This is a genomic window from Streptosporangium sp. G12 (genome assembly GCF_052983175.1).
Window position 1 is genome coordinate 149691 of sequence record NZ_JBRIQO010000007.1, and the last position, 14361, is coordinate 164051.

The window sequence follows — 14361 nt, forward strand, 5'->3', positions numbered from 1 at the left end:
CGTCCTGCCGGGGCCTCCCGGGCTTTCCCGGGGTTCCCCGAGGTCTTCGGGGTCCTCGGGAAGGCGGCTCAGCGCGAGCGGTTGTGCAGCCGCTCCAGGTCCATGATGACCACGGCCTTGGCCTCGATGCGCAGCCAGCCTCGCTGGGCGAAGTCGGCCAGCGCCTTGTTCACGGTCTCCCGCGAGGCGCCGACCAACTGGGCCAGCTCCTCCTGGGTGAGGTCGTGGTGGACCCTTACGCCGTCGTCGATCCGCTGGCCGAAGCGCTCGGCCAGGTCGAGCAGGGCCTTGGCCACCCGGCCCGGTACGTCGGTGAAGACGAGGTCGGCCAGCACGTCGTTCGTACGGCGGAGGCGCTGGGCCAGGGCCCGCAGCAGGTGGAGGGCGACCTCGGGCCGGCCGGTCAGCCAGGGCCGCAGGTCGTCGTGTCCGAGCCCGGCCAGGAGGACGTCGGTCAGCGCGGTGGCCGACGCCGTACGGGGACGGGGATCGAACAGGGACAGTTCGCCGAACATCTCGCTCGGACCGAGCACGCTGAGCAGGTTCTCCCGGCCGTCTGGCGAGGTCCGGGAGAGTTTGATCTTGCCTTCGAGCACCACGTAGAGGCGGTCTCCGGTCTCGTTCTCGCTGAAGAGGGTCTGTCCCTTGGACAGTTCCACCTCGGAGATGCTCGTGCGCAGCGCGGCGGCGCTCTCACGGTCGAGCGCGGCGAACAGAGGGGCCTTGCCCAGCACGTCGTCGGAGTTCACAGTGCCTCCTGTTTCACGGCTCACGCAGTCATTGTGACCCATCCCATCGTGCCGCTCTCCGGGGGGCCTTGGGCGTAGGCTGACGGAGTGCTCCGCAACGTCAGCCCTGGTGGTGAATCCCAGCTTGCCCTGGTTCGTCGAGCTCGTCGAATGGACCGGATTCTGGCGGAAACCTATCCTGACGCCCACTGCGAGCTCGACTTCCGCGATCCTCTCGAACTGCTGGTCGCGACGATCCTGTCCGCCCAATGTACGGACAAAAGGGTTAATACGGTTACTCCTACCCTTTTTGCCAAATATCCCACAGCGGAAGACTACGCCGGTGCCGACCGGGCCGAGATGGAGGGGATCATCCGGCCCACCGGTTTCTTCCGCGCCAAGACCAACAGCATCATCGGCATGGCCCAGGCCCTGTGCGAGCGCCATGGCGGCGAGGTGCCCGGGAAGCTGAAGGACCTGGTCGCCCTGCCCGGAGTCGGCCGCAAAACGGCCAACGTCGTGCTCGGGAACGCCTTCGGGGTGCCCGGCATCACCGTCGACACCCACTTCCAGCGGCTCACCCACCGCTTCCGCTGGACCTCGGAGACCGATCCGGTGAAGATCGAGCAGGTCGTCGCCGAGCTCATCCCGAAGCGCGACTGGACGATGATGTCCCACCGTCTGATCTGGCACGGCCGCCGCGTCTGCCACGCCCGCACACCGGCCTGCGGCGTCTGCCCGCTCGCCGCGCTCTGCCCCTCCTACGGCATCGGCCCCGTCGATCCGGTCCGGGCCGCCAAGCTGGTGCGCCCCGGCCCCTTCTCGTGATTTCTCCTTCATCGTCGCCGGGTGACCGTCCGGCCGGTGTTCCCGCGTCCCGCGGATCCGCGGACACCGGGAAGCGCGGGGCGGGACACCGCGTTGCAGAGAACCGGAGGTGTGCCCGTGGAAGAGGTCCCTGGGTGGTTGGAAACGCTGGCGGAGCGGGTCACGGGAACGCCGGTGACCCCGATGTTCCGCCCTCCGGCGTCCGGGGGGCGGGCGGCCGCGGTGCTCCTGCTCTTCGGCGAGGGGCCGCTCGGGCCTGACGTGCTGCTCATCCAGCGGAGCTCGCGCGGGCGCACGCACGCGGGACAGCCCGCGTTCCCCGGCGGCGGGGTGGATCCCGAGGACGACGGCCCGATCGCCGCCGCGCTGCGCGAGGCGAGCGAGGAGACCGGTCTCGACCCGGCGGGCGTCCGGGTGCTCGGGACCATGCCCGAGCTGTACCTGAGCCACAGCGACAACCGGGTGACCCCGGTGCTGGGCTGGTGGCACACGCCCTGCGTGGTGCACGCGGCCTCGCCCGACGAGGTGGAGTCGGTGGAGCGGGTCCCGGTCCGCGAGCTCGTCGACCCGGCCAACCGGATCAGGCTGCGCCACCCGAGTGGTCACATCGGACCGGCGTTCCGGGTGCGCGGGCTGCTGGTGTGGGGGTTCACCGCGGGAGTGCTCGACGGGGTGCTCGGCGGTTCGGGTTTCGAGCTTCCCTGGGACCGGTCACGAGTCGAGGACATCCCGCCCGACGTCCTCAACCTCGCGTCCCGTTGACAGGGCGAGGCCGAGGCGGGCCCAGTCGGCCACGTCCTCGTCGGGGTCGAGGGTGAGCCGCCGCAGCGCGGCCAGGCCCGTCGGGTCGGGCGGGCTGCCCATGATGTTCGGCAGCGCGTAGGCGGCCCCGTACCTGATTCGGGGATCGTCGTGCTCGGCGAGGGCGATCACCGACGGCAGCGCGCGGCGGTCCCTGAGGTGACCGAAGGCGATCAGCACCGAGTAGAGCACCAGGCAGTCGTCCTCCTGGACGGACAGGGCGCGGAGCACCGGCAGCGTCCGGTCGACGAAGCCGAGCCGCCCCAGGATGTCGACCCCGAGCATCCGCTCGGCGGTGGTCCTGCCCGAGCACAGCCTCCGTGCCGCGGTGAAGGTCTCCAGATCGCCGCGTTCCTGCAGCTGGGTGATCGCGCGCCAGCGGGCCGCACCCTCCTGGTCGCGTTCTCGCAGTGCGGTCTCGATGAGAGACTCCACGGCCGCCGCCCCTCCGATCATCGCCATCCGGCCACGATAACCGCAGAGACCTCGCAGAAGGTGTGCACGCGCGGGGCGGCGGCTGGATACCGTAAGGGAGTGAGCGGTGATCTCCTCGATCTCATCCTGATCGCCCTGATGGTGGCCTTCGCGGTGTCGGGATACCGCCAGGGGTTCATCATCGGTGCCCTGAGCTTTGTCGGTTTTGTCGGTGGCGGGCTGCTGGGCATGTTCATCGCCCCGCCCATCGCCGGGGCCGTGGTCGACGGCGAGACCGAGCGTGCCCTGCTGGCGATCGTCATCGTCTTCCTCTCCGCCACGGTCGGGCAGTTCGCGTCGTCCACGATCGGCGCGGTGGTCCGCAGCCATGTCACATGGGAGCCCGCCAAGGTCGTCGACGCGGTCGGCGGCACCTTCGCGAGCGCCTTCTCCGTGCTGATCATCGCGTGGCTGATCGGCTCGCTGCTGGCGTCGTCGCAGTTCACCCTGATCAGCGAGCAGGTCAACAGGTCCCTGCTGCTGACCACGGTCGACCAGACGCTGCCCAGCGCTGCCAAGGAGCTGCAGGTCCCCTTCAAGAACTTCATCGACACCTCCGGTTTCCCCAAGGTGTTCGACGCCATCGGAGGCGGCCAGCTCGTCGACGTCTCGCCGCCCGACCAGAGCGTGGCGGCGAAGGGCAACCGGCAGCTCGATCGCGCGCGCCGGGGCATCGTCAAGGTCCAGGGCGTGGCCACGAGCTGCCGCAAGCACATCGAGGGCACCGGCTTCGTCTACGCCCAGAACAAGATCATGACGAACGCGCACGTGGTCGCCGGGGTCAACCAGGGGCTGCAGGTCACCGACTACCTCGACAAGACCCACCCGGCCAAGGTCGTGCTCTACAACCCCGACCGTGACATCGCCATCCTCCACGTCCCCGGGCTCAATATGCCCGTACTGCGCTTCGACGGCAGCGCGAAGAAGGGCGACGACGCGATCGTCGCCGGATTCCCGCACGGCCACGGCTACACCATGAACGTGGCCCGCATCCGGGTGCAGCAGAAGGCCAAGGGGTTCAACATCTACGAGCGCAAGAGCGTCGTCCGCGACGTGTACGCCATCCGCGGCCTGGTCCGCCAGGGCAACTCCGGCGGCCCGCTGCTCACCCCCGACGGCAAGGTCTACGGCGTCGTCTTCGCCGCGGCCCTCAACCAGCAGGAGACCGGCTACGTGCTCACCGCCGCCGAGGTCGCGCCGGACGCCGAGGACGGCTCCAGGCTCTTCAACCGGGTCGACACCCAGGAGTGCGACCAGAACTAGCGCCTCGCCCGCGTCCGGACGGCGGGGGTGAAGCTCAGAGGAGTTCCTCGATCCTGGCGATGGCCGCCTCGGCCTCCAGGGTGTCGAGCTCGTGGGCGGTCCTGGCGATCCGCTCGTACGGCATGCCGTAGCGGCTGATCCGGTCGGCGCCCCGCGCGAACAGCGTCGCGGCCCCGCGGCGGTTGCCCCGTTGCAGGTGGGTGAGACCGACACAGATCTGCGCCAGTCCCTGCCACAGCTCGCGTTCCTCCTCGGGAGAGGTCTTCCAGCGGCCCTCCAGCACCTCGTGGGCATGGAACGGCCGCCTCTCGCCGAGCAGGCGGCGCGCCTCGGAGAGGGCCTCCTCGGTGCTCGGCGCGTAGTCGTCCGGGATGCGTTCCACGCCCTCGGCGCCGCGCGGCAGCGGGCGCCCGAACGCGTCGCGGGGACGCTGGTTGCGCGGCCTCCCGTCAGGATCCCGGTCCCGCCCGTTCACCGGTCGGGCTCCGGGTCGGCCAACCAGGCGACGAGCTCGGCGTCGAACTCGTCGGGGCGCTCCTCGTGCGGGAAGTGCCCGGCGCCCTCCAGCAGCCGCCACCGGTAGGGGGCGGCGACGTAGCGGCCGGAGCCCTGGGCGGTGCGCGGCAGGATGTGCCTGTCGAGCGCGCCGTGCACCTGCAGGGTCGGCGCGTTGATCTGGGTGCGCATGGTCCTCGCGTAGCGCCATCCGTCCGGCCGGAGCTGGGAGCGGCCGAACCAGCGGTGGTACTCCAGCGCGCAGTGCGACACGTTGCGAATGCGGAACGCGTCGCGGTAGGTCCTCGCCACGTCGTCCTCGGGCCAGCCGGGGCCCGACCACTGGTCGAGCAGCCGCCCCACCCTGGCACCGGAGTTGGCGGTCAGGCGCCGCTCGGGAAGCAGCGGCAGCTGGAAGCCCAGCGCGTAGCGGGCCGCCCTGAACTGGCCGAAGGGCTCGGTGAACAGCGTGGCACGGAGACGGCGGGGGTGCGGAGCCGAGACCGGGACCAGCCGCAGGACCGCCTTGGGATCCGTCACGGCCATGGTCCAGGCGAGCAGCCCGCCCCAGTCGTGGCCGACGACGATCGCACCGGTCTCGCCCAGCGCCCGGATCAGCCCGGCCGCGTCGGCGGCCAGGGTGTGCAGGTCGTAGCCGCGCGGGGGCTTGTCACTGGCTCCGTAGCCCCGCAGGTCGACGGCGACGGTGCGGTAGCCCGCCGCCGGGAGCGAGACGAGCTGGTTGCGCCAGCTCCACCAGAACTGCGGGAATCCGTGGAGCAGCAGCACGAGGGGGCCCGTACCGGCCTCCACGACGTGGAAGCGGGTACCTCCGGCGTGGACGGAGCGGTGGGTCCACGGCCCCTCGATCCTGACCAGGGACTCGTCGGGCCTGCTCACTGGCCGGGTCTCGCCGGGTCGCGACGGCCGTCCGCCTGAACGGTGGGGACCGGAGCCGTGCCGGGAGCGGGCTCGGGCTCGCCGCTCCTGATGGTCTTGAGCGAGCGCAGTGTCCGCTTCATCCCGGTCAGACCCTTGAGCCGCCGCATGCCGATGAGGACCAGCAGCCCGGCTGTGAGCAGGTAGAACAAGGTGACGACCAGGAAGGCGGCCCAGGGCCACATGCCCACGCCGATCAGGGCGTAGGCGATCGTGAACGAGGCGAGGATCAGGCACAGGTGGGCCATGAACGCCGCGGCGCCGAAGAGCCCCGCCGCCGTGCCGACCCGTTTGGCGTCGAACCTGAACTCGGCCTTGGCCAGTTCGATCTCGGCACGGACCAGGGTGGATATGTGGTCGCTGGCGGCGGCGACCAGCGCGCCCAGTGACTCCTCCTGTGGTTCCGCGGGCGGGATATGTGTCATGGACGATCTCCTATCGAGGGCCTTTGTCGAACATCATGCTGCGCGTTGAGGCGGTCGCGCACGCACACCCGCAGCGGAATCGTCGCCGGAACCGGCGTCGCGAGCACGCCGGCGGTCATCGCGTACCTGTCATCAAATATCTGCGTCGTCAAGACTTCAGACTTTAGTCCCGGAGAGGAAGGGAGGCGGGGGACTGCACCGGTTTGGTGAGGTCTCGGCTGTCCGGTGGTGAGAACCTGCACCACAGACCCACCGCCGGGCGGGTGGGATGCGTGGGATGTGAAGTCTGTACGGGACCGTTTGCTCCTTGGTCGGGACCGTTGGGCTCTTGGCGGGGACGGCGGGCGCCGGGACGACCCCGGCCCGTGCGGGCGGGAACTCCCCGTTCTCCGCGACCTTCGGCCCCGGAGAAGATGTCAACGGGCCGAGAGCTACCCCGGCGGCGGCCCGGTGAACGTCGCAGGCCCGTGAGACCGGACCGGTGGGACCGGACCCGTGAGGCCGTGACCCGTGAGACCGGACCTGTGGGACCGGATCGGTGAGAAAAGCCTCCCGAGCGGCGAGTTCTCGTCATCGGAGACGCGACCGGAGGTGTCTTCGAGGACTTTCTCGGAGACGTCGACGGAGAGGTCGCCGGAAAGCCTTAAGCGGTCCCGCCTTCGGACGGTCCCGCCTTCGGAGGAACCGTCCGAAGGCCCCTTCCGCGAGCCCACCCGAGCCCACGGAGTTCGCGGGCCGGCGGGGAGCTCACGGAAGGACGTGCGCGGAGGGCTTTTCGCGGGGACTCGGAGTGATCAAGAGGTTCGGCCTCTCCGGGCGGGCCGTGTCTCCTGCGTCTCCGACATCTCCGACATCTCCGACATCTCCGACGTCTCCGGCTCACCCGGATGTCCCGGCTCGCTCAGTCCTCGCTCTTGGCGCTGGGCAGTTTCTCCGAGATGAGGTTCATCACCGTGCTGTCGGCCAGGGTGGTGACGTCGCCGACGCTGCGGTTCTCCGCCACGTCACGCAGGAGACGCCGCATGATCTTGCCGGAGCGGGTCTTGGGCAGCTCGGGGACCACCAGGATCTGGCGCGGCTTCGCGATCGGGCCCAGCGCCTTGGACACGTGGGCGCGCAGCTCGGCCGCGATGTCCGCGCCCTCCTCGGCGTTGCCGCGCAGGATCACGAACGACACGATGGCCTGCCCGGTCACCGGGTCGGTCGCGCCGACCACGGCCGCCTCGGCGACCTTCGGGTGGGAGACCAGCGCCGACTCGACCTCGGTGGTGGAGATGTTGTGCCCGGAGACGAGCATGACGTCGTCCACCCGGCCGAGCAGCCAGATGTCACCGTCCTGGTCCTTCTTGGCACCGTCGCCCGCGAAGTACATGCCCTCGAAGCGGGACCAGTAGGTGTCGATGTAGCGCTGGTCGTCGCCCCAGATCGTGCGGAGCATGGAGGGCCACGGGTCGCGGATCGCGAGGTAGCCGCCACCGCCGTTGCCCACGCTCCGGCCCTGGTCGTCGACCACGTCGGCGGTGATGCCCGGCAGCGGGCGCATGGCCGCGCCGGGCTTGCCCTCGGTGACGCCGGGCAGCGGGCTGATCATGACGGCGCCGGTCTCGGTCTGCCACCAGGTGTCGACGACCGGGGTACGGTTGCCGCCGATGTGCTCGCGGTACCAGACGTACGCCTCGGGGTTGATCGGCTCACCGACGCTGCCCAGGATCCGCAGCGAGGACATGTCGTACTTGGCGGGGATGTCGTCACCCCACTTCATGAACGTACGGATGGCCGTCGGGGCCGTGTAGAGCAGCGTGACCCCGTACTTCTGCACGATCTCCCAGAACCGGCCGCGGTGCGGGGTGTCCGGGGTGCCCTCGTAGATGACGCTGGTCGCGCCGTTGGCCAGCGGGCCGTACACGATGTAGGAGTGGCCGGTCACCCAGCCGATGTCGGCGGTGCACCAGTAGACGTCGGTGTCGGGCTTGAGGTCGAACACCGCGTCGTGGGTGTACGCGGCCTGGGTGAGGTAGCCGCCGGTGGTGTGCAGGATGCCCTTGGGCCTACCGGTCGTCCCGCTGGTGTAGAGGATGTAGAGCGGGTCCTCGGCGTCGTTCGGCAGCGCCTCGTGGACGTCGGGCTGCCGGTCCACGACGTCGTGCCACCAGACGTCCTTGTCGGTCTGCTCGACGTCCTGGCCGGTCCGCCTCACGACGAGGACGTGCTCGATGCCGGGGCACTCCGCGACGGCCTCGTCCACGGTGGGCTTGAGCGCGCTGGGCGCGCCGCGGCGGTAGCCGCCGTCGGCGGTGACCACGAGCTTGGCGTCGGCGTCCTTGATCCGGCCGCTGAGCGCGGCGGAGGAGAACCCGCCGAACACCACCGAGTGGATCGCTCCGATGCGGGCGCAGGCCAGCATCGTGATCGGCAGCTCGGGGATCATCGGCATGTAGATCGCGACCCGGTCGCCCTTGCCGACCCCCAGCTCCTGGAGCGCGTTGGCGGCCTTGGAGACCTCGCGCAGCAGGTCGGAGTAGGTGAGCGTACGGGTGTCGCCCTCCGGCTCGCCCTCCCAGTGGTAGGCGACCTTGTCACCGCGGCCCGCCTCCACGTGGCGGTCGACGCAGTTGTAGGCGATGTTGAGCTCGCCGCCGACGAACCACTTGGCGAAGGGCGGGTTCCACTCAAGGGTGGTGTCCCAGCGCTTCGACCAGGCCAGGCGGTCGGCCTGCCGTTCCCAGAAGGCGAGGCGGTCCCGCTCGGCCTCCACGTAGGCGTCGGCGGTCACGTTCGCGGCCGCGGCCAGCTCGGCAGGAGGTGCGAACCGCCGGGTCTCGTGCAGCAGGTTCGACAGCGTCTCCTGGGTCTCACGCGACTCGGAACCAGGGGTCTCCGGGGCCACTACGCACTCCTCACGTACTGCTATCGACTGGTCGTGTCCCACTTCACCAGGCCACCCGTGCCCGCCACAAGAGGTCTAGACAGGTCTGTACCAATCGGTGATGGGGGATCATATGCATTCAAAACGCCTTGATTTTGGGGATAATCACCCTCGAAACGTTGCGTTTTCGACACCGTAGGAATGTAGACGGCGTTATTCAACGCGCAGCGGCGGCGCGGTGCGCCGGGCGGTGTCATGTGCTCGGTGAACGGTTCGACCGCTGTCGCCCGGGGTGACCTTCCGGGAGGACCTCCGGGAGCCGGATTCCCGCGGCCGGTCCTTCTCCCGGCTTCCCGGTCTCCCGGCTTTCCCGCCTCCCGGGAGAGGGCCTCCCCGAGCGCCTCCGCCGGTCTGGTCGGGGCCTCGCCGAGCGGTCCCGATAGGGTCGGGCAGCGTGAACGACCCATTGGCTGTCATCGCGGGAATGCCCGGAGTGTCCGAGGCGGTCACCGACGCGCGCAAGGCCGTCGACCGGCTCTACGGGCACCGCGTGCTGCGGCGCAAGAGCCCGGAGGTGTCGGCCAGATCCGCGCTGCGCGGTGCCCGCGCGTCAGCCGCCCTGGAGGGTGTGGACGTGCCCCTCGACGTCATCCCCGAGGTCACCGATCCCGTGGTGCAGGGCGCGCTGCGGGTCTCGGCCGAACTGGGGCGGCTCGGCGCCACCTGGCGCACGGCGCCCCGCCAGGTGCTGGCCAGGCTGCACACGCTCGCCGCCTCGGGACTCACCGGAGAAGGCGGCGCGGGAGACCTCGGCCGCCCGAGGGCCACCGCCGCGGCCCCCGACCCGCTCGGCCTGGGCGCCGCCCCCGGGCCGCAGGAGGCGGTGGCGCGGGTGGACGGGCTGGTCCAGCTGGTGACGGCCTCCTCGAAGGCCCCCGCGCTGGTTCTCGCCGCCGTCGTACACGCGGAACTGGCCGTGCTGCGCCCGTTCGGGACGGCGGACGGGGTGGTCGCGCGCGCGGCGGAGCGGCTGACGCTGGTGGAGTTCGGCCTGGACCCGAAGTCGCTGGTGGCCGTCGAGGTGGGCCACCTCGAACTCGGCCCGGCCTACGGGGAGGGGTTGCGGTCGTACCTGAGCGGTACCCCCGAGGGCGTCGCCGCGTGGGTGCGGCACTGCGCGTCGGCGGTCGCGCTGGGCGTGCGCGAGGCCACGGCTATCTGCGAGGCCATGCAGCGAGGCTGACCTCGGGCGGGTCACCGCTTGCCCGCGTCTCTGCGCGACGGCTGATTTCGCTCGTGCCCCTGGGCGCGGCTGACGCTGCTCGTGCCTCTGGGTGACGGCCGACCGCGTGCTTAATCACCGAACGTCACTGATTACGGACATCCCGAGTGGTCGTCCTCACGAACCGACGGCGCCCCTGGTGTGGGGCGCCGTCGCCGACACGTTCCTACCGGGTTACCAAGCGTGCACCTGATAATCGCTGGAGCGGGACAAGCCCGCTCGAGCGCGCCTCCCGCGGCTGGCGGCGCGTGGGTACTCGGCGGCCGTGCCCGGACAAGTGGTCCGTGAAACCTTTGTACGTCCGATCCGCGCTGATGGGAACCCCTAGGAGCAAGACCTTTACGGATCGGGGGACATTAATGGACGAACCATCTGTTATGCCGTTTTATCCTCCGGGAGACCTGGACGGCATGGCGCTCGGCGGGTGGCCGGACACCCTGATGATGATCACCGAGTGTGACCGTCGCCCGCCCGCGCGCAGAGCGCATCTTGGCAGGGCCGTATCCAGAGACTGGACCGTTACATTAAAAAAAGTAGTGGAAATCGGGGATTACTCCTCGACGAAACTTGAGTTGATCGGGCAGCATGAGGTGGTATCTCCCCAAACCGGAGTAACTGCGCATGGGTTGCATCGCACTCCCCTCGCCATGCTCTGGCAGCTGTTGAAAGCTTTCTTCTGAAACGGGACCGGCTCTACCCCCCCAGAGCCGGACCGGTTGGCGACCCCCGCTCTCCCCCCCGGCGGGGGTCGCCCCTTTTTCCGCCGCCCTCTGCCCGGTTTCTCCGGCCGTTCTCTGCCCGGGAGGCACGCCCCCCGGTCTCGTTCCCGGCACGGCGGCCTCCTCGGCACGTCCCTTCGCCTTCCGGGTACGGACTCTCCCCTTCCCGCACCGGCGGACCCCTATGTACGGGCTCCTGTATGGACGTTCTGGCTCGTACAGACTTATGTGCGGGCGCTCCGGGGCGTACGGGTGTGCGCGTGGACGTACCGGCCGCGGGTTTTCCACAGGACGGACCGTTGGCGGCCGGTTGTCCACAGTGCGGCGTTCGGTATCCCGAGGAGGGGCGGTCGTCACGGAGAGTGGGGCTCCCGCACCTCAGGGAGGTATCCGTGGACCGCCCGCTGGTCATCACCGAAGACCACGACCTGCTCGACGACCTGCTCCGTGTCGCCGCCGCGGCCGGAGCCGAGCTCGATGTCGCCCACGTGCCCGCGCACGCCCGGCCCTACTGGAACCGCGCCCCGCTGGTCGTCGTCGGTGGCGACGTGGCCGACGCCCTGGCCGCGACCGGTCCGCCGCCTCGCCCCCGCGTCTTCCTGGCCACCCATGCCTCCGAGGATCCCGACACATGGCGCAGGTGCGTCGCGGTCGGAGCCCAGGGCGTGTTGGAGTTGCCCGCCGCGGAGCGGCGGCTGGCCGACGAGTTCGCCGACGCCGTCGAGCCGCCCGCGAGACCCGGATCCGTGGTGTGTGTCGCGGGCGGGCGGGGAGGAGCGGGAGCCAGCGTCCTGGCGGGTTCGCTGGCACTGGCCGCGTCCCGGCAGCGCGTCCGCACCCTCCTCGTCGACGCCGACCCGCTCGGCGGAGGCCTGGACCTCCTGCTCGGGCAGGAGGAGTCCGACGGAGCGCGCTGGTCCGACCTGGTCGCCCGTGAGGGCAGGGTCAGTTACACCGCGCTCCAGGCGGCCCTGCCGACCTACGGCGGGCTGACGTTGCTCTCCTTCGACCGGGGCAAGGTCGACCCGATCCCGGCCGAGGCGATGCGCTCGGTCCTCGAGGCGGGCCGCAGGGGCTTCGACCTGGTGGTCGTCGACCTGCCGCGCCACCTCGACCAGGCCGCGGTGGAGGCGCTCGGACGAGCCGCCACGACCCTCCTGGTCGTCACCGCCGACGTGCGCGGCGTGCTCGCCGCGGCCCAGGTGCTCGCCGGGCTGTGCGGGCACACGGGCGAGGTGCGGGCCGTCGTGCGCGGCGGGGTCCTGAACGGTGACGTGGTGGCGACCTCGCTCGGCATCCCGTACGGCGGCAGCCTCCCCGACCAGCCACGTCTCGCCGCTGCGCTCGATCGGGGCGACGTTCCCCCACTCGGCCGCCGCACCTCTCTCGGCCGGTTCTGCGCCGCGTTCCTGCACGAGCTGTTCGGACCGGACGCGTGAGGCGGGCCGAGAGCGCCGTGACGGTCTCGCCGGAGTTGGTGGAGGCGGTCCGCGTACGGCTGGCCAGGACAGGCGTCGAGCCCAGCGCCGCGCACGTCACGGTCGCCCTGCGGGCCGAGCGGGCGATGCTCGGCGACGCGGAGATCCTGGCGGTGGCCCGGGTCCTGTGCGCCGACCTCATCGGGGCGGGTCCGCTGGAGCCGTTGCTGGCCGAGGCCGAGGTCACCGACGTGCTGGTGAACGGCCCGCGCGAGGTGTGGGTCGACGACGGCGGCGGGCTGCGCCTGACCTCGATCGTCTTCCCGGGCGAAGACGCTCTCCGGCGGCTCGCGCAGCGTCTCGCCTCCGCGGCGGGCCGGCGCCTCGACGACGCGTGCCCGTACGTCGACGCCCGCCTCGCCGGAGGCGTCCGGCTCCACGCCGTCCTTCCGCCCGTGGCGCCCAACGGCACCTGCCTTTCCCTGCGGCTCCCGCCCAGACGCACCTTCACCCTTCCCGACCTGGTCGAAGCGGGCGCGATCAGGGCCGACAGCGTCACCGTTCTGACCGCGGTGATCGAGTCGAGGCTCGCCTTCCTGGTCACGGGCGGCACGGGTACGGGCAAGACGACCATGCTCTCCGCCCTGCTCTCCCTCGCCCACCCCGGGGAGAGGCTGCTGCTGGTCGAGGACTCCGCGGAGCTGAGACCGCTTCATCCCCACGTCGTCCGCCTGGAGTCGCGCCCGGCCAACCTTGAGGGCGCCGGTGGTGTCGGCCTGCGCGACCTCGTCCGCCAGGCCTTGCGGATGCGCCCCGACCGGCTTGTCGTCGGAGAGGTCAGGGGGGCCGAAGTCGTGGACCTCCTCAGCGCTTTGAACACCGGGCACGAGGGAGGTTGCGGCACCTTGCACGCCAACACCGCGACCGATGTGCCACCCCGCCTGGAAGCGCTGGGATGCGCGGCGGGTCTCAGCAGGGAGGCGGTCCACAGCCAGATCGCCGCCGCCCTGGACGTCGTCGTCCACCTGGTCCGTGACCATGCCGACGGCCGCCGTCGGGTCGCCGAGATCTGCATGATGGTCCGCCGCCCCTCGGGGCTGGTCGAGGCCGAAGCGGCCCTCACCTTCACGCCGGACGGCCAGGTGATCCCCGGTCCCGGCCTGCCCGCTCTCGCGGCCCGAGCACCCGGCATCGCGGATCCGGGGCCGACGATGTCCGCGCCCGATCACCACCGGGAGTCTCGACCGGATGCCCCCGGCCGGCCGAGCTCCGACGAGCCGGTGTCGTGGCCGGTGGCACAGCCGGTGTCACGGCCGGTGGCACGGTCGGCGCCGTGGCCGGTGTCACGGTCGGCGCCGTGGCCGGTGTCACGGTCGGCGTCATGACGGCGACCGCCCTGGTCCTCGCCGCGCTGGCTGCGTGGTTGTGGGCGGGAGCGGATCCCGGCACCACCCGCCTGCGCCGGATGAGACGTCGAAGCATGGTCGCCGTCGCCTCGGGTTCTCTCCGCGAGAGATTCACCGCCCGGTCGCGGCCCTCCAAGCGCGTGGATGCCTGGCGAGCCGCGTCGATCGAGCTGTGCCAGGGCCTCGCCGCGGAGCTCGCGGCGGGGCGGACGGCGGGTGAGGCGCTGGCGCGGGCCGTGGGGGCGGCGGGGTTTCCCGATCCCGTCGCCCTGCGCCCGCTGGTCGCGGCCGCGAGAGACGGGGGCGACGTCCCGGCCGCTCTGCTGGCGGTGGCGCCCGAGCACGGAGGTGAGGCGTTCCGAGGGCTGGCCGCCTGCTGGAAGGTGAGCGTGACCGCCGGGGCGGGTCTGTCCGTTCTCGTCGATCGTGTCGCCGATTCCCTGCGAGAGGCCGAGACCCATCGTCACGACGTCGCCGCCCAGCTCGCCGGTCCCCGGGCCACGGCCCGGCTGCTCGCGGGTCTACCCGTTCTCGGTCTGCTGATGGCGGCAGGTCTCGGCATGCGCCCGCTGCACTTCCTGTTCGGCAGCCCGGCGGGTGCCGGTTGCCTGGTCGTCGGCCTCGCGCTCGACGCCTGCGGGTTGTGGTGGACCCACCGTCTGGTCACTCGTGCCCGGCAGGGCGGATGACCGCGCGACCAGGTCAGAGAGGCGGCCG

The 14361-nt window shown here is 71.0% G+C and carries 14 protein-coding genes; 8 read left to right on the forward strand and 6 right to left on the reverse strand.

Annotation, left to right across the window (positions count from 1 at the left end):
- Positions 1–68 precede the first annotated feature (68 nt).
- A complete protein-coding gene (locus ACVCAG_RS13005) occupies positions 69–749 on the reverse strand; it encodes a Crp/Fnr family transcriptional regulator (RefSeq protein ID WP_329088899.1) in 681 nt (226 codons plus the stop codon).
- An 87-nt stretch (positions 750–836) separates the two neighbouring features.
- On the opposite strand from ACVCAG_RS13005, the gene nth reads away from it, so the two are divergent.
- Positions 837–1556: an endonuclease III gene (gene nth / locus ACVCAG_RS13010; RefSeq protein WP_447189879.1), complete on the forward strand. Its 720-nt coding sequence runs from the start codon at positions 837–839 to the stop codon at positions 1554–1556.
- Positions 1557–1673: 117 nt separating this feature from the next.
- On the forward strand, positions 1674–2318 hold the full coding sequence (locus ACVCAG_RS13015) for an NUDIX domain-containing protein (protein ID WP_440083824.1): 645 nt from the start codon (positions 1674–1676) through the stop codon (positions 2316–2318).
- Here the strand turns inward: ACVCAG_RS13015 and ACVCAG_RS13020 are convergent.
- Positions 2268–2819: a HEAT repeat domain-containing protein gene (locus ACVCAG_RS13020; protein WP_440083825.1), complete on the reverse strand. Its 552-nt coding sequence runs from the start codon at positions 2817–2819 to the stop codon at positions 2268–2270. The genes ACVCAG_RS13015 and ACVCAG_RS13020 overlap by 51 nt on opposite strands.
- 72 nt (positions 2820–2891) lie before the next feature.
- Between ACVCAG_RS13020 and ACVCAG_RS13025 the strand changes: the two genes are divergently transcribed.
- Positions 2892–4094, forward strand: coding sequence for a MarP family serine protease (locus ACVCAG_RS13025; protein ID WP_440083826.1), 1203 nt, complete (start codon positions 2892–2894; stop codon positions 4092–4094).
- Positions 4095–4128: 34 nt separating this feature from the next.
- On the opposite strand, the gene ACVCAG_RS13030 is transcribed toward ACVCAG_RS13025, so the two are convergent.
- The 4 genes from ACVCAG_RS13030 to acs all read right to left on the reverse strand — a co-directional run bounded on the left by ACVCAG_RS13030 (position 4129) and on the right by acs (position 8840).
- Complete coding sequence (locus tag ACVCAG_RS13030) at positions 4129–4569, reverse strand: DUF309 domain-containing protein (protein WP_440067825.1); 441 nt, start codon at positions 4567–4569, stop codon at positions 4129–4131.
- A complete protein-coding gene (locus tag ACVCAG_RS13035) occupies positions 4566–5489 on the reverse strand; it encodes an alpha/beta fold hydrolase (RefSeq protein ID WP_440083827.1) in 924 nt (307 codons plus the stop codon). The genes ACVCAG_RS13030 and ACVCAG_RS13035 overlap by 4 nt, the downstream gene beginning before the upstream one ends.
- Complete coding sequence (locus ACVCAG_RS13040; RefSeq protein ID WP_440083828.1) at positions 5486–5953, reverse strand: phage holin family protein; 468 nt, start codon at positions 5951–5953, stop codon at positions 5486–5488. Before ACVCAG_RS13040 ends, ACVCAG_RS13035 begins: the two co-directional genes overlap by 4 nt.
- A gap of 901 nt (positions 5954–6854) precedes the next feature.
- Positions 6855–8840, reverse strand: coding sequence for an acetate--CoA ligase (acs, locus tag ACVCAG_RS13045; protein WP_440083829.1), 1986 nt, complete (start codon positions 8838–8840; stop codon positions 6855–6857).
- Between the two features lie 433 nt (positions 8841–9273).
- On the opposite strand from acs, the gene ACVCAG_RS13050 reads away from it, so the two are divergent.
- The 5 genes from ACVCAG_RS13050 (at position 9274) to ACVCAG_RS13070 (ending at position 14333) form a co-directional block, all read left to right on the forward strand.
- Positions 9274–10062: an oxidoreductase gene (locus ACVCAG_RS13050; RefSeq protein ID WP_440083830.1), complete on the forward strand. Its 789-nt coding sequence runs from the start codon at positions 9274–9276 to the stop codon at positions 10060–10062.
- A 398-nt stretch (positions 10063–10460) separates the two neighbouring features.
- A complete protein-coding gene (locus ACVCAG_RS13055; RefSeq protein WP_440083831.1) occupies positions 10461–10781 on the forward strand; it encodes a hypothetical protein in 321 nt (106 codons plus the stop codon).
- A 431-nt stretch (positions 10782–11212) separates the two neighbouring features.
- A complete protein-coding gene (gene ssd, locus ACVCAG_RS13060) occupies positions 11213–12259 on the forward strand; it encodes a septum site-determining protein Ssd (RefSeq protein WP_440083832.1) in 1047 nt (348 codons plus the stop codon).
- Positions 12256–13623: a TadA family conjugal transfer-associated ATPase gene (locus ACVCAG_RS13065; protein ID WP_447189880.1), complete on the forward strand. Its 1368-nt coding sequence runs from the start codon at positions 12256–12258 to the stop codon at positions 13621–13623. Before ssd ends, ACVCAG_RS13065 begins: the two co-directional genes overlap by 4 nt.
- The gene (locus ACVCAG_RS13070) at positions 13572–14333 is read left to right on the forward strand and encodes a type II secretion system F family protein (protein WP_447189881.1); all 762 of its coding nucleotides are present in this window, start codon (positions 13572–13574) and stop codon (positions 14331–14333) included. The genes ACVCAG_RS13065 and ACVCAG_RS13070 overlap by 52 nt, the downstream gene beginning before the upstream one ends.
- Positions 14334–14361 lie beyond the last annotated feature (28 nt).